Origin of the sequence: Actinosynnema sp. ALI-1.44, from assembly GCF_001984155.1 — a bacterium.
Classification (GTDB): domain Bacteria; phylum Actinomycetota; class Actinomycetes; order Mycobacteriales; family Pseudonocardiaceae; genus Kibdelosporangium.
Window position 1 is genome coordinate 439,603 of record NZ_MTQO01000050.1, and the last position, 23,545, is coordinate 463,147.

The following is a 23,545-nucleotide window of genomic DNA, read 5'->3' on the forward strand; positions in this document are numbered from 1 at the left end:
AGCGCGTCACGGGTGAGGTTGGGCACACCGCGTTCGGGGGCACATCGAGGTGCCGGGCGCGCGGCTGAGGGGCATGCCCGGTTTCCTCGCAGGACGAGGAGGCAGGGTTCATGCGCAGCGCCAGTCGCACCGCGCGGGGACGACGCCTTGTCGCGGCTCTGGGGGCGGCGATCATCGCCACGCCGCTCGTGGCCGCATGCGGATCAGATTCGGGCATCACGATCAACGTGTACTACTCGCCCGAGCAGGTCTTCGACAAGGTCGTCGCGAAGTGCAACCAACAGGCAAACGGCCGATACACCATCGCATACAACAAGCTGCCACGGGAAGGTGACGGGCAGCGCGAGCAGATGGTCCGCAGGCTGGCCGCGAACGACTCCGAAATGGACGTTCTCGGCCTCGACGTCGTGTGGGTCGCGGAGTTCGCCGAGGCGGGGTGGATTCTCGAGTGGACGGGACAGAACAAGGCCGAGGCGGAACGTGACGTCTTCCCCGGACCGCTGAGCACCGCGCAGTGGAACGGAAAGCTGTACTCGGCGACGAAGAACACCAACGTGCAGCTGCTCTGGTACGACGACCGGCTCACGCCGACGCCGCCGAAGACGTTCGACGAGATGATCTCGGCGGCCGAGCAGCTCAAGAAGGACGGCAAGCCGTACCAGATCCTGTTGACGGCGGCCCAGTACGAGGGCCTGGTGGTCAACTACAACACCATCGTCAACTCCGCGGGCGGGCACATCCTGTCCGACGACGGCAAGAGCGTGGTGATGGACCAGGGCGCGGTCAAGGGCCTCGAGATCCTCAAGCGGCTCGCGTCCGTCGGCGTCACGTCGTCGGATCTGACCTCGGCCAAGGAACAACAGGTCCAGCTCGGCTTCCAGCAGGCCAACAGCAAGGCCGCGTTCCAGCTCAACTGGCCGTTCGTCTACGCCAGCATCAAGTCCGACGCGCCGGACCGGTTCCAGCATCTCAAGTGGACGCAGTACCCGGGCGTGATCCCCGGTCAGCCGTCCAAGCCGACGATCGGTGGCTTCAACCTCGCGGTCAGCGCGTACTCGAAGCACCCGCAGGAGTCGTTCGAGGCGGCGCTGTGCCTGCGCAACGCCGACAACCAGAAGTTCCAGGCGATCAACGAGTCGCTGCCGCCGACCATCCAGTCGGTGTACGACGACCCGACGCCGGTCGACAGGGACAAGCCGGTCGACGAGAAGACGAACCCGACGATGGTGATGGCGTACCCGATGAAGGACGCCGTCTTCGAGTCGCTCAAGGCCTCCGAGTCGCGGCCGCTGACCCCGGCGTACCAGAACGCGTCGACGGTGATCTCGGCGATCCTGTCCCCGCCCGGCGACATCGATCCACCGGCCACGGCCGACCGCCTGCGCCGTGAACTGCAGGATGCGCTCCAGTCGAAAGGGATCCTGCCGTGACCCACGCCGCGGTGAAACCCGCACCGGCCAAGGCGGCCAAGAAGCCGAAGCAGGAGCTCAGCGAAGGCAAACGGGCCGAGCGCAAACTCGGCCTGCTGCTCTGCGCGCCCGCCGCGCTCGTGATGATCGCCGTCACCGGCTGGCCGGTGATCTACTCGATCTGGCTGTCCATGCAGCGTTACGACCTGAGGTTCCCCAACCAGAGCGAGTTCGTCTTCCTGGACAACTACATCACCGTGCTCGGCAGCGGGTACTGGTGGGACGCGTTCGGGCTGACCATGCTGATCACGGTCGTGTCGGTGATCCTCGAACTGGTGCTGGGCATGTGCCTCGCGCTGATCATGCACCGCACGATCGTGGGCCGCGGTCTCGTCCGCACGGTTTCCCTGATCCCGTACGGCATCGTGACCGTGGTCGCCGCGTTCTCGTGGCGCTACGCGTGGGACGACAAGACCGGGTACCTCAGCGACCTCGTGTCGGCGGGTGCCCTGACCGACAAGACGGCCGCGTTCTTCACGGTCGTGCTCGCCGAGGTGTGGAAGACCACGCCGTTCATGGCGTTGCTGCTGATGGCAGGCCTGGCGCTGGTGCCGGACGACCTGCTGAAGGCGGCGTCGATGGACGGCGCCGGGCCGTGGCAGCGGTTCACCAAGGTGATGGTGCCGGTGATGAAGCCGGCGATCCTGGTGGCGCTGCTGTTCCGCACGCTCGACGCGTTCCGCATCTTCGACAACCTCTTCGTGCTCACGCCCGGCACGTCGTCGGTGTCGATCCAGACCTACAACAACCTGATCAAGGGGTTGAACCTCGGTATCGGCTCGACGATGTCGGTGCTGATCTTCATCACGGTCGCGATCATCGCGTTCGTCTTCATCAAGGTGTTCGGTACGGCCGCGCCTGGTTCCGACCCAGGAGGTAAGCGCTGATGGCCATGATGACGACCCGTACGCCGGGCCGGGTCGCCCGGTGGACACTGATCGACATCGTCGTGGTGGTCTACGCACTCGTACCGGTGCTGTGGATCCTGTCGCTGTCGCTGAAGACCAAGTCGGCGATCACCGACAAGAGCTTCATCCCGACCGAGTGGACGTTCCAGAACTACGTCGACATCTTCCAGACCACGGACTTCCTGCGGGCGCTGGTGAACTCGATCGGCATCGCGGTGATCGCGACGGTGATCGCGGTGGTCCTCGGCACGATGGCCGCGTACGCCATCGCCCGGCTGGACTTCCCCGGCAAGCGGGCGCTGGTCGGCGTCTCGCTGCTGATCGCGATGTTCCCGCAGGTCTCGCTGGTGTCACCGCTGTTCGACATGGAGCGGGCACTCGGGCTGTTCGACACGTGGCCCGGCCTGATCCTGCCGTACATCACGTTCGCGCTGCCGCTGTCGATCTACACCCTGTCGGCGTTCTTCCGCGAGATCCCGTGGGAGCTGGAGAAGGCGGCCAAGATGGACGGCGCGACGCCGGGGCAGGCGTTCCGCAAGGTGATCGCGCCGCTGGCGGCGCCCGGCGTGTTCACCACGGCCATCCTGGTGTTCATCTTCTGCTGGAACGACTTCCTCTTCGCGATCTCGCTGACGTCGACGAACGCGTCGCGCACGGTGCCCGCCGCGTTGCAGTTCTTCACCGGCGCCTCGTACTTCGAGGACCCGACCGGGACGGTGTCGGCCGCGGCCGTCGTGATCACCATCCCGATCATCCTGTTCGTGTTGTTCTTCCAGCGCCGCATCGTCGCGGGGCTGACCTCTGGTGCCGTAAAGGGTTGATGATGGCTGAAATCGTGCTTGACAAGGTGACCAAGCGGTACCCGGACGGTGCGCTCGCGGTATCCGAAGCGGACTTCACCATCGCCGACGGCGAGTTCGTCATCCTGGTCGGCCCGTCCGGCTGCGGGAAGTCCACGACGCTGAACATGATCGCCGGGCTCGAGGACATCTCCGACGGTGAGCTGCGCATCGACGGCCAGCGCGTGAACGAGAAGGCGCCGAAGGACAGGGACATCGCGATGGTGTTCCAGTCGTACGCGCTGTACCCGCACATGAGCGTGCGGGAGAACATGGCGTTCCCGCTCCGGCTGGCCAAAGTGGACGACAAGATCGTCAGGCAGAAGGTCGAGCAGGCCGCGGCCACGCTCGACCTGACCCAGCACCTCGACCGCAAGCCGGGCAACCTGTCCGGTGGCCAGCGCCAGCGCGTCGCGATGGGCCGGGCGATCGTGCGCAGCCCCAAGGCGTTCCTGATGGACGAGCCGCTGTCCAACCTGGACGCGAAGCTGCGCGTGCAGATGCGGACGTCGCTGTCCAAGCTGCAGAAGCAGCTCGGCACCACGACGGTGTACGTGACGCACGACCAGACCGAGGCGATGACCCTCGGTGACCGGGTCGTGGTGCTGCGCGGCGGCATCGTGCAGCAGATCGGGTCGCCGCAGTTCCTGTACGAGCAGCCCGCGAACCTGTTCGTGGCGGGGTTCATCGGCTCGCCGTCGATGAACTTCCTGCCCGCGACGCTGGCCGACAACGAGGTCAACTCGCCGATCGGCAAGTTCGCGCTGACCGACCGGATCCGTGCGCTGGTCGAGAAGGCGGGCGCGTCCCGCGAGGTGATCCTCGGCATCCGGCCCGAGCACTTCGAAGACGCCCACCTGCTCGACGACTCGGCCAAAGCGGGCGGCGCGACCTTCGCCGCGACGGTGGACGTGCTCGAGTCGATGGGGTCGGACAAGTACGCCTACTTCACCGTGGAAGGCGACCAGGCCACGTCCCAGGAGTTGGAGGAGCTGGCGGCCGACTCGGGCTCCGCCGACGTACCCGACAGCGGTTCGCAGGTCGTGACCAGGCTTTCCGCGGCTTCGGACGCCCGCCAGGGCGAGTCGTTGGACGTCTGGTTCGACGCCGACAAGGTGCTGCTCTTCGACCCGTCGAACGGGAAGAACCTCACCTACGCCGGATGACATCACGAAATCGCCGTGCTTGCATGCTGTCTTGATGGTAGCATGCAAGCATGGCGCAAGTGAGCTGGCGAGCAGAAGACGCATTAGTGGATCGGGTCCGCAAGGCTGCTGCGGCGCAACGGCGCAGCATGAACGACTTCATGACCCTGGTGCTGGAGGCCGCGACCAATCCGGACCTGGTCAGTGATGAAGCGGCCCGGGTCAGGGAACGTCTTGCGCGGGTGGACCTCTTGGCCGTGACCATGCCTGTCTATGTGGATGAGCATGGTCATGAGCGGTACCGGGTGCGCCCGTCGCGGGAGGAATTCGAGAAGGCCAGGAAGGCGGCAGGTAAGGGAACTCCGCTGTCCGACATTGTCAGCGAGGAGCGGGGCGAGTGACTGTGTACGCCGATTCGTCGGCGCTGGTGAAGATCTACGTCGATGAGCCGGATTGCGAGGTGATTCGGACTGTCCCCTTCATGGTCGTGTCGCAACTGGCTCGGGTGGAGGTGCCGTCGGCGCTCTGGCACAAGATGCGGCTCGGCGACATCAACGACAAGCAAGCCGAATTGCTGGTTGCCGGTTTCGAGGCCGACTACCACGGTACCGAGGACGAGGACTCCAAGTTCGGCGTAGTCGGCGTGGACAAAGTGATCACGGAGGCGGCGGCCCGGTTGGCCCGTCGGCATGGGATGCGATCGCTTGACGCGATCCAGCTCGCTTCCGCGATACTCGCTGCCGAGGCGGACCCGGACATCAGCGTGTTCGCGGCGTGGGGCAAGAAGCTGCGTGCCGCGGCGGAGAAGGAGGGATTCGCGTTGCTTCCCGGGTAGCGGCCCTGACCAGGTGAAACCACTCGTTCGGCCCCTGAAACCGGCACTGTGTGAATGTCATCCTGTACTCGGGGTGATCGATCATGGCCGAGAATGTCACTGTCGGTTGGCAGGTCGGTGCCGATGTCACCGATTGGCAGTTGACGGTCGAATCACGGGCACGGCGGGTTCGGGCGGATCTGGCTGCGTTGCCGCCGGTCCCGGCGAGTGAGGTCGCGCGTAAGGCAGCCGACGTTTCGCTGGAGATCGTGGATGCCGCGCTGCGGAGTGCGGACAACAAGTGGTGGCGTTCCGGGGCTTCCTGGTGGTCGGGCTGGCACATCGAACGCGCGTGGCGTGCGCTGCACGAGGCCGAGATCTACCTGGCCGCAGCGGATCCTGATCTGCCGTCGAAACTGCCTGGGCTGCGGGCCCGGGTGCGGATGTACCTCGAAGAGGGCGACCCGCGCCGTGCCGCCATGGAACGGGAGAACCCCGACCGTGCGACGGTCGTGGACGCGATGCGAGCGGCCTTCGACGCGTCGGACGACGCACACGCCGCCGCGAGGGCGTTGCGCAACAAGCTGATCGTCATCAGCCTGGCCTTGTTCGTCCTCAACTTCACCTTGGGGTTGGTCGGACTGATCAAACCCGGCCTCGTCCCGATGTGCATGCCGCCGAACATGGCTGTACACCAACCGTTGTGCCCGACGGGGACCGGTGCGGCGAGCGGGTGGGACGTCTGGATGGTCCAGCTCTTCGGTGCGCTGGGTGCGACGATTTCCGTTGTGCTACTACTGATCCGGCGCAGACCGGACCTGTCGCCGTACGTCCTCGTCGGATACCAGGCGCTGGTGAAGATCCTGCTGGGTGCCACGTTGTCCGCGGTCGGGCTGCTCGCGTTGGGCGCGGGGCTGGTCAGCGGGATCGTGTACGTCGGGTCGCAGGCCGCCCTGCTGCTCTGGGCTGTGCTTTTCGGGTACGCACAACAGGTCGGTACACGGCTGCTCGACAACTACGCGGACCGGCTGATGGACGAGGTACGTCCGTCGCCCGAGCGCGTCAGCACCTCCGGAGGGAAACGCTAGGGAGGTCGGCCCGCTTCGCGATCCACTGGTCCACGCCGGCCACCAGCGCCGGGGCCTGGATGGCGTGCCGGTGCAGGGCCGCCGCGGCGATGAGGTCCTTGTCCGAGCGGTCCATCGCACCGGTCAGGTGTTCCAGGCACGGGCGGACCAGGGAATCGGCTGACGGCCGGTCGAACTCGGGGTGCAGGTCCTCCAGGATGGCGCTGTACGCGGCGACCTCGCGGGCCACCACGGCCGACGGGACGCCGAGCGTGCCTGCGTGGCCCCACGCCCAGAACGCGAACTTCACCCAGTCCGCGCGGTCGGGCAACGTTCCGAAGCTCCACGAGTGCCCGGTGATCACACGGCAGCGGTAGTGCCACCAGGCGGCCACGTTCTCCGCCGGTTTGCCGCGCTCGATCCAGGCGACCCGCTCGTCCGGGGAGAGCGTGAGCGCGTGCTTCAGGCTTTGCTTGACCGCGTCCCAGGCGCCCCAGTCGTGGTCCGGGTACAGCATCTGGAACCGGGACTGCACGTTGTGGATCTCACCGCCGGACCGGCGCACCATCACCATGATCTTCGAGACCGGCTGGAAGTACTCCACGTGCTCCTGATCGGGTTGCCGGGGCGGTAGTTCGACCATCTCGACGCCACGCCGAGCGAGTTCACCGCTCAGGGCGGTCCAACGCAGCGGGGGATCGAGGCGGTGCGCCTGCGCGGTGAAGTGCGTTCCCCAGACGCCGTGACCGCTTTCCCTCTTGTCCCAGAAGATCTCCAGGATGCCATAGCCCCACCAGAAGGAGAGGCCGTTGACGTTCACGTGGTCGCACTCGCCGAAGACGCGGTGCACGACCGACGGGTCCAGATCGGCGTCGACGCCGTGCACCGCGCCGGTTTCCACGATCCCGGCGAGGAAGTCGATGGTCATCGCTCGCTATCCCTTGCGCAGCGCGGTGATCACGTCGTCGTCCCAGCGGTGGGTGCGCATCAGCCGGTAGCGCTGCTCGCTCACCGCCAGATACGCTTCGGCCTCGGTGCGGTCGCCGATCAGCCCGGCCTGCCGCAGCATGCCGACCACCGGCTCGAACTCCTCGGCGTAGAACCGGGCCGCGACCTCGGTCCGGTTGAGGAACCGGCATTCGTCCTGCATCAGCCGGAAGCCCCACGCCTCGACGGTTTCGCTCAGGATCGTGTAGTTCCACGAGTCGGTGACGACCATCGCCGCGCGGGCCGCGCCCGCGAGCGGCACCCGTTCCAGGAACAGCCGCCGGTCATTCTTGACGATCAGGTCGCCGCGGAAGCGGATGCCGTTCGCCGAGATCTTGGTCCTGACCTCCGTGACGTAGGCCTCGATCGTGGCCTGCCCCAGTGCGTGCGCCACGGACACCCGGTGGTGCCCGTCGGACACGAAGTGCAGGTCGCCGACGCGGTACACCTCGATCGGCGGGATCGGCTCACCCCGGCGCTGCGCGCGGGCCAGGCGCTCCCAGCGCTCCCGCAGCCTGCCGGACATCGGCCGGAACCGGCGGTCGAAGTCCCTGGTGCGGTCCACGCTGCCGACGATCGAGTCCAGCCGGATCACCTGCGGGCCGAGCCTGCGTTCGCCGGTCCGCCCGAGCGCGTCGACCACCTCGTCGAACGGCAGCATGATGTTGACGTCGTCGGGTTCGCGGCGTAGCCACGCCGCCAGGCGGGACAGCACCTGGCGGCGGCGTGCCCGCAGGAAGTCGTTCTCCGCGTCGGCTTGCGGGAACCCCGTGTCACCCATCGGCACCGTCACCTCCCGGTGTGATGTCCAGGATCCGGTAGCCGACCGTGTTGACGACCCTGGTCTCCTCCAGCCGCTGTTCGGTGAGGTGTTCACCATGCGGATGGATGTGTCCGTGCAGCAGCCACGCCGGACGCATCCGGCGCACCGCGTCGTGCAGGCAGGCGAAGCCGCGGTGTGGCGGATCCTCCCGGTCTCCGACTCCCAGCGGTGGCGCGTGCGTCAGCAGTACGTCCACGCCTCGCCCATCTCGACGGTACCGGCGGTGAGCGGTGCGGGCGAGTGATCTCACCCGCCGCGACTGCTGTCTCTCCGTCCACTGGTTCGGGCCGCCGCTGTAGCGGATGGACCCGCCGAGACCGGCGATCCGCAGCCCGGCGACGTCCACCACCCGCCCGTCGGTGTCCACCCAGCCCTGCGGGCCGGGCCACCGCGCCGGGAACCCGTCGCGCGTCCAGAGCCCGCGCCTGCGGGCGAAGCCGCCCAGGTCGGCGTCGTGGTTGCCGGGGACGAGGACACAGGGCAGTTCGAGGGCGTTGGCGAGGTACTCGAGGTAGTCGAACGGCAGGTCGCCCGCGGCGAGCACGAGGTCGACCGAGTGCCTGCGGACCTGGTCGGTCCACAGCGACTCGACGACCTCGTCGGACACGGTCAACACCCTCGGCACGTGCCGAGCATAGGACGAATGCCGCCTTGGTCGCGTTTCGCGCACCGAAGGCCGCATTCGTTGGTCGCGGAAACGCGGCGCTAGCGGGTGAGCAGTTCGGACTGCGGGGCTTGCATCGAGTGCGCGCGTGCGCCCTCGGGGTTGTCCGCGATGGACAGCGTGATCAGGACCAGCCACGCGACGATCACGGTGACGAGCCAGAACATCGGGTTGAACCAGAACCTGGACATGGTGGCCTCCATCAGGGTGTCAGGAGGTGGGCAGGGGCGGGGACCGAGTTGGCGGCCGGGCTTCGTCGCCCGGCTAGAGCCATCGGTTCCTGCGCAGCACCCGGTAGAGCCACGTGCACACCGCGACGATCAGCACCAGTACCAACGGATATCCGAACTTCCAGCGCAGTTCGGGCATGAAGTCGAAGTTCATCCCGTACACGCCGACCACCATCGTCGGGATCGAGATGATCGCGGCCCACGCGGTGATCTTGCGGATGTCGGTGTTCTGCTGGAGCGTGATCTTGGCAAGGGTGGCGTCGATCAGGGTGTTCAGCATCTCGTCGAACGTCGTTACCCGTTCGGTCACCGTCGTGAGGTGGTCGTCCACGTCGCGGAAGTACGAACGGATCTGCTCGGGAACCAGTGGTGTGTAGCCCTCTGCCAAGCGCCGCAACGGGTTCGCCAACGGGGTGACCGCGCGGCGCAGTTCGAGCACCTCGCGCTTCATCAGGTAGATCTGCTCGGCGCTGACCACCGTGCGCGGCTGGAAGATGGTGGTCTCCATCTCCTCGATGTCGTTCTCGAACCGCTCGGACACGTCGAGGTAGCTGTCCACGACCCGGTCGGCGATCGCGTGCAGCACCGCGGCCGGGCCCGCTTTGAGCCGGTCCGGCTCCTTGTCCAGCTCGGCCCGCAGCGAGGCCAGCCCGGAGTGGTTGCCGTGCCGGACCGTGACGATGAAGTCCTTGCCGAGGAACGCCATCAGCTCGCCGGTCTCCACGATCTCGTTGGCCGTGGTCGGCGACGAGTGCTCGACGAAGCGAACCGTCTTGAGCACCATGAACAGCGTTTCGTCGTAGCGTTCGAGCTTGGGGCGCTGGTGCGCCTGCACCGCGTCCTCGACGGCCAGCTCGTGCAGGCCGAACGTCTCCGCGATGCCCGTGATCTGGTCGCTGTCCGGCTCGTGCAGTCCGATCCAGACGAAACCGTCATTGTGCTTGCGCACCTCGGCGATCGCGTCCGCGTGCGTCCAACGGCCGGGGACGCGGCTGCCGTCGCGGTAGATCCCGCAGTTCACGACGTAGGCGGAAACCGGCACCGGCAACGGCGGTCGCGGGGTGCCGCGGTCCGGCTTTCCGCGCAGACCGCTCAGCGGGCGGATCGTAGCCATGGTGGCCTCCAACATGGTCGTGCTCGGGCGTGCGACGTGCCGGAGGGACCCAAGTCCAACCCCGGCCACTGCGAGCGTCCCGGCCGGTACCGCGGGGCCTAGCTGGTGAGGCCGACCCTGCCGGTGGGGACGCTGTTGGTACTCGGCGCGCTATCTGTGCCACTCACAGCTGTCCTCACCTCCCTGGGTCGGGTCGTGCGAGCGGTGGAGTCGCTCACACACCAGTTGCACAGAATACTCCCTGTGCAACCACACTGTCGTCCTCGCCCATCGGCAGCGTTACACGGAGGTAGTTCAAGTGCAGTTCGGTCGCTACTTCGAAGAGTTCGAGATCGGCGCGGTGTACAAGCACTGGCCTGGCAAAACGGTGACCGAGTACGACGATCACCTGTTCTGCCTGATCACCATGAACCACCACCCGCTGCACATGGACGCGCACTACGCGGCGGAGACAACCGACTTCGGCAAGAACGTGGTGGTCGGCAACTACATCTACTCGCTGCTGCTCGGCATGTCGGTGCCCGACGTGTCCGGCAAGGCGATCGCCAACCTGGAAGTGGAATCGCTCAAACACGTCAAACCGACCTTCCACGGTGACACGATCTACGGTGAGACCGAGGTGCTGGACAAGACACCGTCGAAGTCCAAGGACGACCGTGGGGTGGTCTACGTGGAGACTCGTGGGTACAAACAGGACGGGACGATCGTGTGCGTCTTCCGCCGCAAGGTGATGGTTCCCAAACGCTCGTACGGCCAGGCGCGGGGTGGCGAGCAGCCGGGTCGGCCGGAGCCCGTGGCCTGATGGCCTCGCTTGAGCTGGCCAAGGCGCGGCTGACCAACTTCGCCACGCACGAGGCCGCCGGGATCTCGCCGCTGTACGAGTTACTGGCCGGCCGGGCGAAGGACGACGACGAGGTGGCCGCGCTGCTGGCCGCCGCGCCGGAGAACTTCGCGCACGGCACGCTGTTCTTCGCCGCCGCGCAACGCCTCGTCCAGGCGGAGCCGTGGATCGAGCTGGCCAGCTACTACCTGACCATGGGCGGCAGCTTCGGACCGGACGAGCGCGTCTGGACGTTGTTCCGCGAGTTCGTGCTCGACCGCGCGGACAAGATGCGGGAGCTGATCTCCACGCGGACCACGCAGACCAACGAGGTGCGCAGGGCGGCCCCGATGTTCCCGGCCATCGCCATGGCGGCCAAGGAGGCCGCCAAGGTCAGCAAGGGACCGATCGGGCTGCTCGACGTCGGCGCCAGCGCGGGCCTGCTGCTCGGCGTCGACCGCTACGGCTTCCGCTACCAGAACGAGGCGGGCGAGCAGGTCAACGCGGGCCCCGCGAAGACGCCGCTGGTGCTGACCTGCGCCGTGTCGGGGCAGCCGTTGCCCAAGCTGCCGAAGAAGATCGCCGTCGGCGCCAAGGTGGGGCTCGACCGCAGGCCGATCGACCTGCGCGACGAGGAGGAACTCGCCTGGCTGGAGGCCTGCGTCTGGGCCGACCAGCCGGAACGGTCCCGCACGCTGCGCGTCGCCGCCGAGATGCAGGAGAAGGACCGGCCGGTGCTGGTTGCCGGGGACGCGGTCGACGACCTCGCGACGGCTGCCGGCCACGTGCCCGCGGAGCTGCCTCTCGTCGTCATGACGAGCCACGTGCTGCCGTACATGTCGGATGATCGGAGGCAGGAGTTCGTGGCCGCTGTGGCCGCGCTGGCGGCCACCAGACCCCTCTGGTGGGTCAGCCAGGAGCACTACCTCGCCGCGATGACCTACCTGGTGCCCGGTCGCACGGAGCTCGAGGACCACCCCAAGGACAACTGGGGCCTGCTCGGTCTCGTCACGTGGGAGGCAGGCAAGCCGGACGCGCGCCTGCTCGGCCGGACCGGCGCACACGGCCAAAGCCTGTCCTGGCTGTGACAGCGAAACCTATGCGCGAGGCAGCATGGACCAGTCCCGAAGTGTGGGAGCAAGGTCGACGCTGAGCAAATTCGTCCGTTCGAGTGTGGTGAACGTCGCCAGGTCGACCCATGCGGCCTCGGCGGCGTCGTCACCCGCCCGCAGAACGCCCCCGGTGACCTGGCATTCGTAGTCGAAGATCTCGTACAAACCGCTCGCGGCCGGGCGGGTGACGGTGCCGACCAAACGGCCGAGCGAAACGCTCAAACCGGTCTCTTCGCGCAGCTCACGGGCCACGGCGGCCGCGTCGGACTCACCGGGTTCGACCCGTCCGCCGGGGATGGACCACAGGCCCTGACCAGGGGCGTTCGCACGTTTAACCATCAGAAGACGGCCATATGTGTCGTGCGTCACCCCTCCGACGCACCTGATCATACGAACCTGCCCACCCTGCACGACCACGCAGCGTAGCGTGATCGGGCCGGGCCTCTGAGCGCCTGCTCCGAGTGCTGTACAACTCTCGTCAGGTGACCGCCTCGTGCGGTACAACGGTTTTCAACAGGCGCCACTGGGTGCGAAGAAGGACGGGGTTGGTCGTCGTGAACACGAAGAAAATTCTCGTGTTGACCGGAGTCGCTTTGCTCGTGTTCTTCCTGGTAACTCAACCGACGCAGTCGGCGGGCATCGTGACCAACATCATCGACACGCTGAAGGAAGCCGCGGAGGCCGTAATTACCTTCGTCCGCACTGTCTTCAGCGGGTAATCGCGAGATACTGGACACATGTTCGCGCCCAGGGACCCAGACGAGTACCTCCTCGACTCCGAACGAAGAGTGATCCGGGTTCGCCGGCATTGGGCGGTGCTGGCGTGGGATGTCTTCGAGGCGGCGGCGTTGCTCGCTGTCGCCGTGATGATCTCCTACATCCTGCCGCCGTCGATGTGGCTGTTTCAGAACGTGCTCTGGTACGCGGCGCTGATCGTGCTGCTCCGGTTCGCCTACCTGGTGCTCGAGTGGTGGGTGGAGCGGATCGTCGTGACCGACAAACGGTTCATGATGACCACAGGCGTGTTCACGACGAAGGTCCTGATGATGCCGATCGGCAAGGTGACGGACCTCACGTACGAACGTTCGTGGGTGGGCAGGCTGTTCGGCTACGGCACGATGGTCGTCGAGTCGGCTGGTCAGATCCAGGCGCTCAACAAGATCAACTACCTGCCGAAGCCGGAGCAGGTCTACGACGCCATCTCGGAACTGGTGTTCGGTGACAAGAAGGCACAGGCCGAGCGGTTCTCGATGATCAAGGCCAAGAAGGCGGCCTTGGGCAAGAAGGCCGCGGGCTAGCGGTCGGCCGTTGGCCAGGCGCCTGTGCGGAGAGAGCCATGCCATGCAGCACACTGGATGGCATGGTGATCGACCTGCACACGCACTCGTCCGTATCGGACGGCACGGACACGCCGACAGAACTGATCACCACGGCGGCCGAGTCCGGGTTGTCCGTGGTCGCGTTGACCGACCACGACACCACTGCGGGCTGGGCCGAAGCGGCGGCGGCGCTGCCGGACGGCCTGTCACTGGTCCGGGGTGCCGAGCTGTCCTGCGAATCCCCGAACGGGCTCGGTGGCGTGGTCACCGTGCACCTGCTGGCATACCTCTTCGACCCCGACGCGCCCGTGATCGTGGCCGAGCAGTCCCGGCTGCGCGCTGAACGGCGCGAGCGCCTGCACAAGATGGCCAAGCGCATGGCCGCCGACGGCTACCCCGTCGACGCGGACGACCTGCTCGCCTCGCTCCCGGCGGACTCGCCCGCCGGTCGTCCGCACTTGGCCATGGCGTTGGTCCAAGCGGGTGTCGTCGAATCGGTCGACGAGGCGTTCCGGGTGTTCCTCAACTCACGCGGCCGGTTCATGGTCAGCAGACGGGACACCCCCGTGCACACCGCCATCCAGATGATCGCCGACGCGGGTGGCGTGACCGTCCTCGCGCACGCCTTCGCCCGGCACCGCGGCCCGACCCTCACCGCCGACGTGATCAAGGAGCTGGCCGCGGCCGGGCTGAGCGGCCTGGAGGTCGACCACCCCGACCACACCCCGTCCGCCCGCGCGGAACTGGCCGAGCTGGCAGGCGACCTGCGCCTGGTCAAGACCGGCTCGAGCGACTACCACGGCACGAACAAGACGATCAGGATCGGCCAGGAGTCGACATCGCCCGAGGCGCTCGCGGAACTCGTCGCCCGCACGTCCGGCGTCGTTCCCGTGCTGCACGGAAAAGTCATGTCCAGCGGCTGAGCAACCGGGTGGCCAGCTCGACCAGGCCGTGGTCGAGACGGCGGAAGTACGTGGCGCGGCTGAGGTGCAGCTGGTTGGCGACGCCGACGTGGTCACGTCGTCTGCGCAGGTAGTACGCGTGCAGGATGTGCCCGGCCTGTGAGGTCGTCTGGTTCCGCGCGCCCGCCAGTTCCGTGATGGCGGTGGTCAGGAAGTCGTGCAGGACCTCCGGAGTACCGGTGATCACGACCAACGGGCTGCGCGCGAGTTTCACGGAATCGCCGACGTGGTCGAGCGCCTTGCGGATCTCCGCCGCGCACCACCGGACGTCCGCGGGCACGGGCGGCGCGACGCCCGCCGCGGCGAGCCCGTCCAGCCAGCCCGTGACGCGGTCCCACGTAACGAAGTCCTGCGTGAATATCTCCGAATCCCGGCCGCAGTCGTAGGGATCACGGCGGGCGGCACCCGGGTGGTCGAACCCGAACCGGCGGGACAACGCCTGGTACTGCGGCGACGGCGTGGCTATCACGAGCCCGCCGTGCTGCACGCCGACCGTGAGGACGTGCCGCAGGAGCGCGGCGTGTGCGGCCGGTTGGCGCGGGTCGCAGACGGCCATGCCGACGAACGCGCCGTCGACGAGACTTCCGGTGTGCTGCTGGGTGATCGGTTCGATCACCGCCATCGTGTCGTCGGTGATCCGCGGGGTGAAGCTCATCCCGACGGGGTGGCCGTCCGGCCCGCACACCAGGTTGAACCCGTCGGCGGCGTGCGTCAGCCAGTCGTCGAGCATCCGGTTGGTCCTCGCCGGGTTGAGCCCGCCCTGCCGGGCCCATTCCCGCACGAACACGGCGATCTCGTCGTACTCGTCGGGGGAAGCCTTGCGGACGCGGGGGTCCTGGTTCGACGGCGGGAACAGCGACTGCCGGACAAGGGGATCATCGGTGAGGAACAGCGATTGCTCCGTGAGCGCCTGGCGGATCTCGCTGTCGGTCGCGGCGGCGAGCAGCCGCCGGGTGCGGACTGCCGCCTTGGTGATGGCCGTCCGGTGCGCCACCGGTTCGCGCCAGCGGTACCGCAGATCCAGCAGCGTCCGGAACGGCTCGATCACCGCGAGGCCGGTCGTGGTCGCGGTGACCAGGCACGAGTCGGCCAGGTCGGCGAACCAGTCGTGGTCACGCGGGAGCTCGGCCAGTTCGGTCAGCAGCTCCTCGTCGGCCCGGCCGACGACGGCCAGGTCCGCGAGTGCTTCGGCGAACCGGGGTTCGAGCCGCATCTCGCGCAGTGCCCGGTCGGCGACCGCGCCTGGCACGTCCGGCGGGACCTCGCGCAACGCCCGGCACAGACTGCCGACCACCAAGGGCAGCCCGCCGGACAACACCGTGACGATGTCGTGGTCGACGCCGAGCCGCGCGGCCAGTTCCGCCACCTCGGGCGCAGTCCAGCGCGGCACATCGATGACGACCCCATGCGCAGGTTTGCGGCTCGCCAGAACGGCAGGCGGGTCGTTCGGGCCGACGTCGGCGGGGTCGTCGAGGAAGGTCACTGTCTGTGACAAACAGTGGTCCGCGGCCAGTGCGGAGAGGATGGTGGACTTGCCGACCCCGATCGGGCCGACCAGGTTGATCACGCGCGTTCCGGCTGCCAGCAAAGACTTGACCTGGTCGGACACGGACGCCTGGCTCGTGCTCAGCTCCACGCCAGGATGTAATCCGCACCGGTGAATTGGTTACTGGCCCGGCGCATGCTCCACTCGAATGGCCTAACGGGTGACCCGTCCGCGTTCTACCCGCTCACCCCCGGGACGCGGACGGGTCGCCGTTGTCCGCCAGACCCGGGTACTGGGGGTTGACCAAGGTTCTGCGAACGATTGCCGAACACCGACGACGATAGGCGCGCCGCCGGCCGGTGGCGTCTCATCGCAGTCTCAACCCGCTCGCGGCGGCTTTCGGCGCGGCCGTGAACAGGGAGAACGTGCTGATCGGCTGCCGTCCTGTTTGGATGTGCGGGTGGCACTGGCTGACTACTTCGACGCGCGGATGTTCACCGCGACCACCATCACCCTGGTGGTGATCATGGACCCACCGGGCACCATCCCGGTCTTCCTCAGCCTGGTCGGCCGCAAGACGCGAGCGGCGCGGGCCAGGGCGGCCCGGCAGGCCGTGCTCGTCTCGCTCGCGGTGATCTCGCTGTTCGCGATCGGCGGGCAGGCGATCCTGTCGTACCTGCACATCGGGATCCCGGCGTTGCAGGGCGCGGGCGGCTTGCTGTTGCTGATCATCGCGCTGGACCTGTTGCACGGCAGCGGCCACACGGAGGCGCAGGAGGTCGAGGACGTCAACATCGCGCTGGTCCCGCTCGGCACACCGTTGCTGGCCGGACCCGGTGCCATCGCGGCGACGATCGTGTTCGTCCGGCAGGCGGAAGGCAACACCGGGTCGTACGTGGCGCTGGGGTTGGCGATCCTCGCCGTGCACTTCCTGCTGTGGATCTGCCTGCGGTTCTCCGGCGTGGTGATCAGGCTGATCAAGGAAAGCGGCATCACGTTGCTGGCGAAGATCGCCGGTCTGCTGCTGGCGGCGATCGCGGTCCAGCTGCTGGCCGACTCCGTCCGCGGTTTTGTCAGTGGCTCAGGGTAACTTTGAGAACGTGCAAGGGCAGCTCGGATTCGACAGCATGCCGAAGAAGCTCGTGCGGGTCACGCCGTCGAAGCTGGCCACGTGGGTGGATTGCCCGCGTCGCTACCGGATGACGTACGTGGACCGCCCGGCTCCGCAGCGCGGCGGCGCGTACGCGCACTCGACGCTGGGTGCCGTCGTGCACAACGCGTTGCGGGCGTTCTTCGACTTACCACTGGAAAAGCGCACGGTCGAAGCCGGCGCGGCGCTGGTGACGACGCATTGGAAGGACGACGGTTTCGCCGACGGGGCGCAAGCCGCCGTCTACCGCGACCGCGCCCGCGAATGGGTGGCCCGCTACCTGTCGGAGACGGACGTGACCGTCGACCCGATCGGCCTGGAGCGCTGGGTCTCGGCGCCTGCGGGGACGATCGTGGCGGAAGGACGAGTCGACCGCATCGACGACCGCGACGGCGAACTGGTGATCATCGACTACAAAACGGGTCGAAGCGCGCTGACGACGGACGACGCCCGAGGCTCGCAGGCGCTCGCGATGTACGCGATAGCGACAACGCGAACGCTGCGCCGCAAATGCCGCCGAGTGGAACTTCACCACCTGCCAACAGGTGATGTCGCAGTGTGGGAGCACACAGACGAATCGCTGGCGCGCCACCAGGCCCGAGCGGAGGAGACAGCGGAGGAACTGCAGCTCGCCACCGACACACTCGACGCAGGCGGCGACCGGGACGTCCTGTTCCCGCCGCAAGTGGGAAGGCAATGCTCATGGTGCGACTTCCGTCGCCACTGCCCGGAAGGCCAAGCCGCGGGCCCGCCGACAGCCCCGTGGGGGATGCTGGCACCGTGACGCCGGACCAGCCGACGGACGAACTGCCCACCTCCGGCGCGACCGAGGAACTGCCCGCCCCGAACCGGACGCGGGAAGGCAAGCGCGCCGCCGCCAACACGGAGCAGCTGCCCGTCGAAGGTCCGACGCGGCAGCGGGTTTCCCGCAACCGCGCACGACTGGGTCAGGGGTCGGTCGGCGCGGTGCAGGCGACGGAGGAGTTGCCCGCACCGGGCTCGGCGCGTGGGGCTGGTGCGCGCAAGTCGATGCGGGAGGCCAAGCATCCGGGTTCCGGTCACAGCTTGCCGCAGGTGACTGAGGAGTTGTCCGCAGCGGATCCGCCGCAGCGTCCCACGGATGATTTCTCGGTTCCAGGCCCGGAGGCCGTGCGGAAGGACAAGCCCCGCAAGGGCCGGTTCTGGCGTGAGCTGAGCGGTGCCCTGGCGGCTGGGCTTGTGCTCCTTGCCGTCGCTGTTCTGGTTCTGCAGGTCATCTCGTGGAGCAACGGGGTTCCCGGGCTTGGTGTCATCGAGCTCGTCGGGCACCTCGTCGCCGCTGGTCTTGCTGTCTACGCGCAACGGGTGATCGATCGCAGGCCCGGCCGACCCGCGTTGGCCGCGGGTTTTGGCTTAGCCCTTGTCGTTGTGGCGGTGCTTGTTCTGTTCTGGTGGATCTGACGTCAGGTCAGGTCGCGTTCGAAACAGAGTGAGATCGGCGAGCCGATGTAGTTGCCGTACAACGGGATCTCGCGGTAGCCCTCGCGGCGGTAGAAGCGGATGGCGTCGGGCTGTTCCGTTCCTGTCTCCAGGCGGACGGTGTGCCACTGGCGTTCCACCGCGGCTGCTTCCAGTGCGCGCAGCATGCCGGTCGCGACGCCGGTGCCGCGCATGTGCGGGGCGACGTACATGCGCTTGATCTCCGCTGAAGTGGCGTCGAGCCTGCGCAGGGCGCCGCAGGCGATGGCTTGGCCGGTGTTCGCGTCGAGTGCGACCAGGAAGACGTCGACGTCCGCCGCCGTCGGCAGCGGGCCGGGTTCGTGGTCGTCGGTGCCGTAGCGGGCGTCGAGTTCGGCACGCTGCCGGAGCCGGAGGTCCTCGCCCGCCGGGTCGTCCCACGGCCTGGCCTCGATCGTCCACCGCTGTGCGTCGAGCATCGCCCGCTCCTCCCATAACATCTGTTACGGTAACAGTTGTTACGAGTAGGAGGGGTGCGATCCATGTCACGAACAGCCGACATGCCCGCCCAACAGGCGCAGCTGTCCCACGCGGTCTGGAACGTACTGGCCGAGCAGGGCATCGAACGCCTCACGATCCGCGCTGTCGCCGCGGCGGCGGGCTGCACCACCGGGCTCGTCATGCACCGGTTCCCCAACCGCCGGGCGTTGTTGCTGCACGCGCGTCAACTCCTGCACGAACGGACCCGTGAACGCGCCGAGAACCTCGAAGCTGAAGCGTCCACCGCGCGAGCCGCGTTGCGCGCGGTCCTCGCGCAAGGAATGGCGCTCGACGACCGGACCGCGGCCGAAAGCGTTGTGTGGGTGGGGTTCCTGGCCGCCGCAGTCGGTGACGACGAGCTGACCGGCCTGCATCGCACCAACAACAAGTCCTGGCGTGAACGGATCACCCGGCTCGTCGAATCGGTCGAGCCGAACTGGCCACGAGAGCGCGTCACGACCACGGCGTACGCCCTGATCGCGATGGTGGAAGGGGCCGCGGCCTTCGGCTCGACCGATCCGGCCGCCTACCCGCCCGCCACCCAACAGGCCATGCTCGACGCGACCCTCGCCGCGTTCGGGCTGATCAGGCCAGCCACATCCGCCACGTAGACAGCAGAACCCCCAGCAGCGCCCCGGGATTCTCCATCGCGGGCGAGTGCCGGGCGCCGGGGATCACAGCGAAGTCGGCGTCGACCCGTTCGGCCATGTCCCGTTGTGCCGCGATCGGCCAGGCGTCGTCCTCGGCGCCACACGCCACCAGGCACGGTGTGCCCGTGGTTTCCAGCTGACGCGCGAGGCTGTCCACGAGATCGGGCTCGGTCCGCAGCCCCACAGCCATCCCCAGCAGGCACTCGACGCCGCTGCGGCGGAACCGCGCGTCGAGGAACGAGCGCAGCTCCTCCGGCAGTTTCCGCCACGCTGGGTCGTTCTCGTACAGCGCGCGCCGGAAGGTCGCCAACGCCTCGACACCCTGCTCACGCAGGACGGGTTCGGCCAGGTCGAGCATCTTGCGCCGCGGCCCGACCGGCAGTTCGCCTGGGCCGCTGCTGATCAGGGTCAAACCCCGCACCGGAGCGCCGGACAGCACGGCTCCCCTGGCGACCAGGCCGCCGTAGGAATGGCCGACCAACAGGATTGGCCGTCCGTCAGCAGCGAGTTTCCCGACGAGCTCGGCCACCAGGCCGCCGAGCGACGCGGGCAGGTACGCGTCGAGCTCCTTCGGCCCGGCCGACTCGTACTGGCCGGGCAGGTCGATCGCGATCGGTTCGACTCCCGCTTCGGCTATCGGGTCGAGCAGCGGCGTGAAGTCCTCTTTGGACCCGGTGTAACCGGGCACCAGCAAGGCGATGGGGGCGTTCGGCACCGGACGGCGCAACGCGGCCAGCGGACCGTAGCGGCCGGGGAGGTCGACGCGGTCGGCGTGGTGCGGGTCGATCTGGGAGCCGGTCATCGCAGCGCGACCAATGTCGGGCCGCGCTGTTCCAGGACCATCGGGCCCAGCGTGGCCATCTGCACCGGTCCGGTGTGGTCGCCGCGGTTCACCGGCGTCCTGGCCACGCGTGCGCCGGTCACTTGATCGGTCACCAGGTACTCGTCCTTTACCGGTAGCAGCAGGTAACCGGCGAACACCGCGCCGGCGCCCAGCGTGTTCTCCTTCGTCCACAGTGGCCGGAGGTCGGCCGTCGACAGCGCGATGGTCCTGCTGCCGGTGAACCAGAACACCGCGTCGGTGCCCTTGGTGACCGGGACGACGCCGCGCGGCGGGTCCCCGGCGAAGTCGGCGTCCGGCACGTCGACCGGGTACTCGCCGACCTTGTTGCCCTGGCCGTCGTAGACCAGGACCCGGCTCGGGTTCGGCAGCGCGACCGCGGTGTAGGTCTCGTTCAGCGCGATCACCCTGGCGCGACTGCCGCCGATGGTGATGCTGAAGTCGACCTGCGGCTCGTCGCTCTCGTTCTCCTTGCCGGTCGGCTTGTAGACAGTCAGCCGGTCGTCGCCCGTCACGGTGGGGTCCGACTTGGCCGGGCAGCGTTCGATGACACCGATCCGGCCCTGCGTCACGGCGATCGAGCCGTAGGTGCAGCCGACCCGCGGCTGCTTGTCCGGGTTGACGATGTCGGGGACCTCGCCGTACTCCATGGTCTGCACGAGATCGCTGCGCCAGGTGTTAATCAGGCGCTTGCCGGTCGTGGTCACCAACGACCCGTCCGACAGAAGCTGGGTGTCCAGTTCGGCGTCGCCGTTGCGCTGGTGGGCGCGTTCGCCGGTGGTCGACTTGAGCGACGTCACCTCGCTGCACGTGCCGTTGTGGGCCGGGTCGCTCGACGGCAGCGACGTGGAAGTCCTGCGGTAGACCGCGATCGCCTCGTTCCACTCCGCGCCGACTGTGCACAGTGGAATGTCGCGGGCGTAGCGCCAGCGCTGCTTGCCCGTGTACGGGTTGCGGCCGACGACTTCGTTGCCGTCACCGGTGACCACGGACGGTCCGACGGCGACGGGGGCCTGCGTGGCGCCGCTCGGCGCCCGCCACGCCTCGCCGAACGACGGCGGCAGCGTGCTGGGCGCCTGCGGGGTCTCCAGATCGTCCGGCGCGGTCTGCGACGACGTCGCGGCGAAGTCGCCGGACGTGCCGATCAGGACCCACCCGGCGACCACCACCACGACGATCACCAGGACCGCGAGGAAGTCCCTGCGGCGGTGGAACGACGTGCGCGGCGGCCGCGGTGGCTCGTCGGGAACCGGCCCGTCCAGCACGTCTTCCCCGTGCTCGGCGGTCTCCGACACGTCGTCCTCCTCGTGATCGCTCGCGAAGTCCCTACTCCACGCTACTCACGAGGTTTCGCCGGCGTCACGTGCCACCTCGACACCGGCGCGCCGGCGTGTGCGTTGGCGGCGTGGCTTGTCCGCGGCCTTCGACTCGGTGGTGTCCGGCGTGGCCGGAGTCTCCTCCGCGGCGCCGGTCACCTCCTGGCCCGCGCGGCGGCGCCTGCGCTGGCGCTGCCTCGGCGGCCGTTCGTCGCCGCTGTCACTCGCCGGTGCCTCCTTGGCCCGCGGCGAGGCCGAACGGGTCCGCGAACCGGAACCGGAACCGCCACGGCGGCGCTTCTTCTTGCCTCCGGTCAGGTCCTCCTCCTGCTCGGCGTCCAGGCCCGCGCGGGTCTGCATGGCCTCGGGCAGCCTGCCCGTGGCGTCCGCCGGAACGCCGAGGTCGGCGAACAGGTGCTCGGAGGTGGAGTACGTCTCGACCGGCTCGGGCATGTCGAGCTTGAGCGCGTCGCTGATGGTCTTCCAGCGGTACTCCTCGTCCCAGTCGACCAGGGTGACCGCCACACCGGTGCGCCCGGCCCGGCCGGTGCGGCCGATCCGGTGGACGTAGGTCTTCTCGTCCTCGGGGCACTGGAAGTTGATCACGTGCGTGACGTCGTCGATGTCGATACCGCGCGCCGCGACATCGGTCGCGACCAGCACGTCCACCTTGCCGGACCGGAACGCGCGCAGCGCCTTCTCCCTGGCGCCCTGGCCGAGGTCACCGTGCACGGCCGCCGCGGCGAAACCGCGTTCGGCCAGGTCGTCGGCGACTTTCTGGGCGGTCCGCTTGGTCCGCGCGAAGATCATCGTCAGGCCGCGGCCCTCGGACTGCAGGGCGCGCGCGACGATCTCCTCCTTGTCCAGCGAGTGCGCGCGGTAGACGAACTGGCGGGTGCGCTCGTGGATGGCGCCCTGGTCGTTCTCCTCGGCGCGGATGTGCGTCGGCTGGGACAGGAACGTGCGGGCCAGCGTGATGATCGGGCCCGGCATCGTGGCCGAGAACAGCATCGTCTGCCGCTCGTCGGGCACCATCCCGAGGATCCGCTCGATATCCGGCAGGAAGCCGAGGTCCAGCATCTCGTCCGCTTCGTCCAGCACCAACGAGCGGACCTTGCCGAGGACCAGGTGGCGCTGTTCGGCCAGGTCGAGCAGGCGGCCGGGCGTGCCGACGACCACGTCGACGCCCTTGCGCAACGCGGAGATCTGCTGCTCGTACGGGCGTCCGCCGTAGATGGCCAGCAGCCGGACGCCCAGGTGTTTGCCCGCGTCGGTCAGGTCGTGCGCGACCTGGAGACACAGCTCACGGGTCGGGACGACCACGAGCATCTGCGGGGTGCCGTCGCCGGGCGTGTTGAGCCGGTGCAGCAGCGGGACGCCGAAGCCGAGGGTCTTGCCCATACCGGTCCTGGCCTGACCGATGATGTCCTCACCGGCCATCGCCAGCGGGAGCGTCAGCTCCTGGATCGCGAAGGTCCGCTCGATGCCCGCGGCCGAGAGCGCCTTGACGATCTCCTCGCGGACGCCGAACTCGGCGAACGTCGGCGAGTCGGTGCGCACGTGGGCACCGGCCTGCAGCGGGTGGGACGTGTCAGTGTCGGGAACGCCGGCTTCGCTGTGTTCCAGTGCCAGCGGATCCAGATTCTCGTTGTGGGGTGAACTCAGGGTGATCGCCTCTCTTTACCAGTGCGCACTGCCCTGGTTGGGCCGCTCGACCGCTGCCGGGCGCTGGGTGGCGTCGGCGCGGGAGGGCCAGCGTGGCGTGCACACACCCTCCGTGTGACGGCTCTTGGCCGTCACTGTCTTTCAAACGTCGCCTCACGGCGTTGGGATACGCCGGGCGTCACACCCA

Annotated in this window: 27 protein-coding genes; 16 read left to right on the forward strand and 11 right to left on the reverse strand. The window is 68.1% G+C overall.

Annotated elements, in window-relative coordinates:
• Positions 1-110: 110 nt before the first annotated feature.
• The 7 genes from ALI144C_RS34555 (at position 111) to ALI144C_RS34585 (ending at position 6,263) form a co-directional block, all read left to right on the forward strand.
• On the forward strand, positions 111-1,430 hold the full coding sequence (locus ALI144C_RS34555; protein ID WP_076991381.1) for an ABC transporter substrate-binding protein: 1,320 nt from the start codon (positions 111-113) through the stop codon (positions 1,428-1,430).
• On the forward strand, positions 1,427-2,356 hold the full coding sequence (locus ALI144C_RS34560) for a carbohydrate ABC transporter permease (RefSeq protein WP_076991382.1): 930 nt from the start codon (positions 1,427-1,429) through the stop codon (positions 2,354-2,356). The genes ALI144C_RS34555 and ALI144C_RS34560 overlap by 4 nt, the downstream gene beginning before the upstream one ends.
• On the forward strand, positions 2,356-3,198 hold the full coding sequence (locus ALI144C_RS34565; protein ID WP_076991383.1) for a carbohydrate ABC transporter permease: 843 nt from the start codon (positions 2,356-2,358) through the stop codon (positions 3,196-3,198). The genes ALI144C_RS34560 and ALI144C_RS34565 overlap by 1 nt, the downstream gene beginning before the upstream one ends.
• 2 nt (positions 3,199-3,200) lie before the next feature.
• Positions 3,201-4,382, forward strand: coding sequence for an ABC transporter ATP-binding protein (locus tag ALI144C_RS34570; RefSeq protein ID WP_076991559.1), 1,182 nt, complete (start codon positions 3,201-3,203; stop codon positions 4,380-4,382).
• Positions 4,383-4,432: 50 nt separating this feature from the next.
• Positions 4,433-4,762 carry a transcriptional regulator gene (locus tag ALI144C_RS34575; RefSeq protein ID WP_076991384.1) on the forward strand — a complete coding sequence of 110 codons (330 nt, stop codon included), beginning with the start codon at positions 4,433-4,435 and terminating at the stop codon, positions 4,760-4,762.
• Positions 4,759-5,196 (forward strand): type II toxin-antitoxin system VapC family toxin, encoded by a 438-nt coding sequence (locus ALI144C_RS34580; protein ID WP_076991385.1) that lies wholly within the window; start codon positions 4,759-4,761, stop codon positions 5,194-5,196. The genes ALI144C_RS34575 and ALI144C_RS34580 overlap by 4 nt, the downstream gene beginning before the upstream one ends.
• Before the next feature lie 83 nt (positions 5,197-5,279).
• Positions 5,280-6,263 (forward strand): hypothetical protein, encoded by a 984-nt coding sequence (locus ALI144C_RS34585; RefSeq protein ID WP_076991386.1) that lies wholly within the window; start codon positions 5,280-5,282, stop codon positions 6,261-6,263.
• Here the strand turns inward: ALI144C_RS34585 and ALI144C_RS34590 are convergent.
• The 5 genes from ALI144C_RS34590 to ALI144C_RS34605 form a co-directional block, all read right to left on the reverse strand.
• Positions 6,238-7,170 carry a hypothetical protein gene (locus ALI144C_RS34590; RefSeq protein ID WP_076991387.1) on the reverse strand — a complete coding sequence of 311 codons (933 nt, stop codon included), beginning with the start codon at positions 7,168-7,170 and terminating at the stop codon, positions 6,238-6,240. The genes ALI144C_RS34585 and ALI144C_RS34590 overlap by 26 nt on opposite strands.
• Before the next feature lie 6 nt (positions 7,171-7,176).
• Positions 7,177-8,010 carry a chromosome partitioning protein ParB gene (locus ALI144C_RS34595; protein ID WP_076991560.1) on the reverse strand — a complete coding sequence of 278 codons (834 nt, stop codon included), beginning with the start codon at positions 8,008-8,010 and terminating at the stop codon, positions 7,177-7,179.
• Positions 8,003-8,677, reverse strand: coding sequence for a metallophosphoesterase family protein (locus tag ALI144C_RS34600; protein ID WP_076991388.1), 675 nt, complete (start codon positions 8,675-8,677; stop codon positions 8,003-8,005). Before ALI144C_RS34600 ends, ALI144C_RS34595 begins: the two co-directional genes overlap by 8 nt.
• Before the next feature lie 80 nt (positions 8,678-8,757).
• Positions 8,758-8,907 (reverse strand): hypothetical protein, encoded by a 150-nt coding sequence (locus tag ALI144C_RS55870; RefSeq protein WP_168211419.1) that lies wholly within the window; start codon positions 8,905-8,907, stop codon positions 8,758-8,760.
• A gap of 73 nt (positions 8,908-8,980) precedes the next feature.
• Complete coding sequence (locus ALI144C_RS34605) at positions 8,981-10,060, reverse strand: magnesium and cobalt transport protein CorA (protein WP_076991561.1); 1,080 nt, start codon at positions 10,058-10,060, stop codon at positions 8,981-8,983.
• 298 nt (positions 10,061-10,358) lie between these two features.
• Here ALI144C_RS34605 and ALI144C_RS34610 point away from each other — a divergent pair, with 298 nt between their 5' ends.
• Both ALI144C_RS34610 and ALI144C_RS34615 read left to right on the forward strand, forming a co-directional pair.
• The gene (locus ALI144C_RS34610) at positions 10,359-10,862 is read left to right on the forward strand and encodes a MaoC family dehydratase (RefSeq protein ID WP_076991562.1); all 504 of its coding nucleotides are present in this window, start codon (positions 10,359-10,361) and stop codon (positions 10,860-10,862) included.
• On the forward strand, positions 10,859-11,968 hold the full coding sequence (locus ALI144C_RS34615; RefSeq protein WP_076991563.1) for a DUF2332 domain-containing protein: 1,110 nt from the start codon (positions 10,859-10,861) through the stop codon (positions 11,966-11,968). The genes ALI144C_RS34610 and ALI144C_RS34615 overlap by 4 nt, the downstream gene beginning before the upstream one ends.
• A 9-nt stretch (positions 11,969-11,977) precedes the next feature.
• Here ALI144C_RS34615 and ALI144C_RS34620 read toward each other — a convergent pair whose 3' ends face one another.
• Complete coding sequence (locus tag ALI144C_RS34620; RefSeq protein WP_076991389.1) at positions 11,978-12,382, reverse strand: NUDIX hydrolase; 405 nt, start codon at positions 12,380-12,382, stop codon at positions 11,978-11,980.
• A 164-nt stretch (positions 12,383-12,546) separates the two neighbouring features.
• On the opposite strand from ALI144C_RS34620, the gene ALI144C_RS55875 reads away from it, so the two are divergent.
• The 3 genes from ALI144C_RS55875 (at position 12,547) to ALI144C_RS34630 (ending at position 14,234) form a co-directional block, all read left to right on the forward strand.
• Positions 12,547-12,711, forward strand: a complete 165-nt coding sequence (locus ALI144C_RS55875; RefSeq protein WP_168211420.1) for a hypothetical protein — start codon at positions 12,547-12,549, stop codon at positions 12,709-12,711.
• An 18-nt stretch (positions 12,712-12,729) separates the two neighbouring features.
• The gene (locus ALI144C_RS34625) at positions 12,730-13,290 is read left to right on the forward strand and encodes a PH domain-containing protein (protein WP_076991390.1); all 561 of its coding nucleotides are present in this window, start codon (positions 12,730-12,732) and stop codon (positions 13,288-13,290) included.
• Between the two features lie 62 nt (positions 13,291-13,352).
• Positions 13,353-14,234 (forward strand): PHP domain-containing protein, encoded by an 882-nt coding sequence (locus tag ALI144C_RS34630; RefSeq protein ID WP_193441245.1) that lies wholly within the window; start codon positions 13,353-13,355, stop codon positions 14,232-14,234.
• Here the strand turns inward: ALI144C_RS34630 and ALI144C_RS34635 are convergent.
• A complete protein-coding gene (locus ALI144C_RS34635; protein WP_076991391.1) occupies positions 14,218-15,909 on the reverse strand; it encodes a hypothetical protein in 1,692 nt (563 codons plus the stop codon). The genes ALI144C_RS34630 and ALI144C_RS34635 overlap by 17 nt on opposite strands.
• 310 nt (positions 15,910-16,219) lie before the next feature.
• Between ALI144C_RS34635 and ALI144C_RS34640 the strand changes: the two genes are divergently transcribed.
• Genes ALI144C_RS34640 through ALI144C_RS57955 form a run of 3 tightly spaced genes read left to right on the forward strand, consistent with a single transcriptional unit; the run spans position 16,220 to position 18,349 of the window.
• Positions 16,220-16,849, forward strand: a complete 630-nt coding sequence (locus ALI144C_RS34640; protein ID WP_083753664.1) for a MarC family protein — start codon at positions 16,220-16,222, stop codon at positions 16,847-16,849.
• Between the two features lie 37 nt (positions 16,850-16,886).
• Positions 16,887-17,693 carry a RecB family exonuclease gene (locus tag ALI144C_RS34645; protein WP_076991566.1) on the forward strand — a complete coding sequence of 269 codons (807 nt, stop codon included), beginning with the start codon at positions 16,887-16,889 and terminating at the stop codon, positions 17,691-17,693.
• Positions 17,690-18,349, forward strand: coding sequence for a hypothetical protein (locus ALI144C_RS57955; protein ID WP_237774460.1), 660 nt, complete (start codon positions 17,690-17,692; stop codon positions 18,347-18,349). Before ALI144C_RS34645 ends, ALI144C_RS57955 begins: the two co-directional genes overlap by 4 nt.
• A 2-nt stretch (positions 18,350-18,351) precedes the next feature.
• On the opposite strand, the gene ALI144C_RS34655 is transcribed toward ALI144C_RS57955, so the two are convergent.
• Complete coding sequence (locus ALI144C_RS34655; protein WP_076991392.1) at positions 18,352-18,825, reverse strand: GNAT family N-acetyltransferase; 474 nt, start codon at positions 18,823-18,825, stop codon at positions 18,352-18,354.
• A gap of 63 nt (positions 18,826-18,888) precedes the next feature.
• Between ALI144C_RS34655 and ALI144C_RS34660 the strand changes: the two genes are divergently transcribed.
• Positions 18,889-19,497, forward strand: coding sequence for a TetR/AcrR family transcriptional regulator (locus ALI144C_RS34660; protein WP_076991393.1), 609 nt, complete (start codon positions 18,889-18,891; stop codon positions 19,495-19,497).
• On the opposite strand, the gene ALI144C_RS34665 is transcribed toward ALI144C_RS34660, so the two are convergent.
• Genes ALI144C_RS34665 through ALI144C_RS34675 form a run of 3 tightly spaced genes read right to left on the reverse strand, consistent with a single transcriptional unit; the run spans position 19,472 to position 23,325 of the window.
• Positions 19,472-20,338: an alpha/beta fold hydrolase gene (locus ALI144C_RS34665; protein ID WP_076991394.1), complete on the reverse strand. Its 867-nt coding sequence runs from the start codon at positions 20,336-20,338 to the stop codon at positions 19,472-19,474. The genes ALI144C_RS34660 and ALI144C_RS34665 overlap by 26 nt on opposite strands.
• Positions 20,335-21,672: an Rv3212 family protein gene (locus tag ALI144C_RS34670; RefSeq protein WP_083753635.1), complete on the reverse strand. Its 1,338-nt coding sequence runs from the start codon at positions 21,670-21,672 to the stop codon at positions 20,335-20,337. The genes ALI144C_RS34665 and ALI144C_RS34670 overlap by 4 nt, the downstream gene beginning before the upstream one ends.
• Positions 21,673-21,717: 45 nt before the next feature.
• Positions 21,718-23,325, reverse strand: coding sequence for a DEAD/DEAH box helicase (locus ALI144C_RS34675; protein ID WP_076991395.1), 1,608 nt, complete (start codon positions 23,323-23,325; stop codon positions 21,718-21,720).
• Positions 23,326-23,545 lie beyond the last annotated feature (220 nt).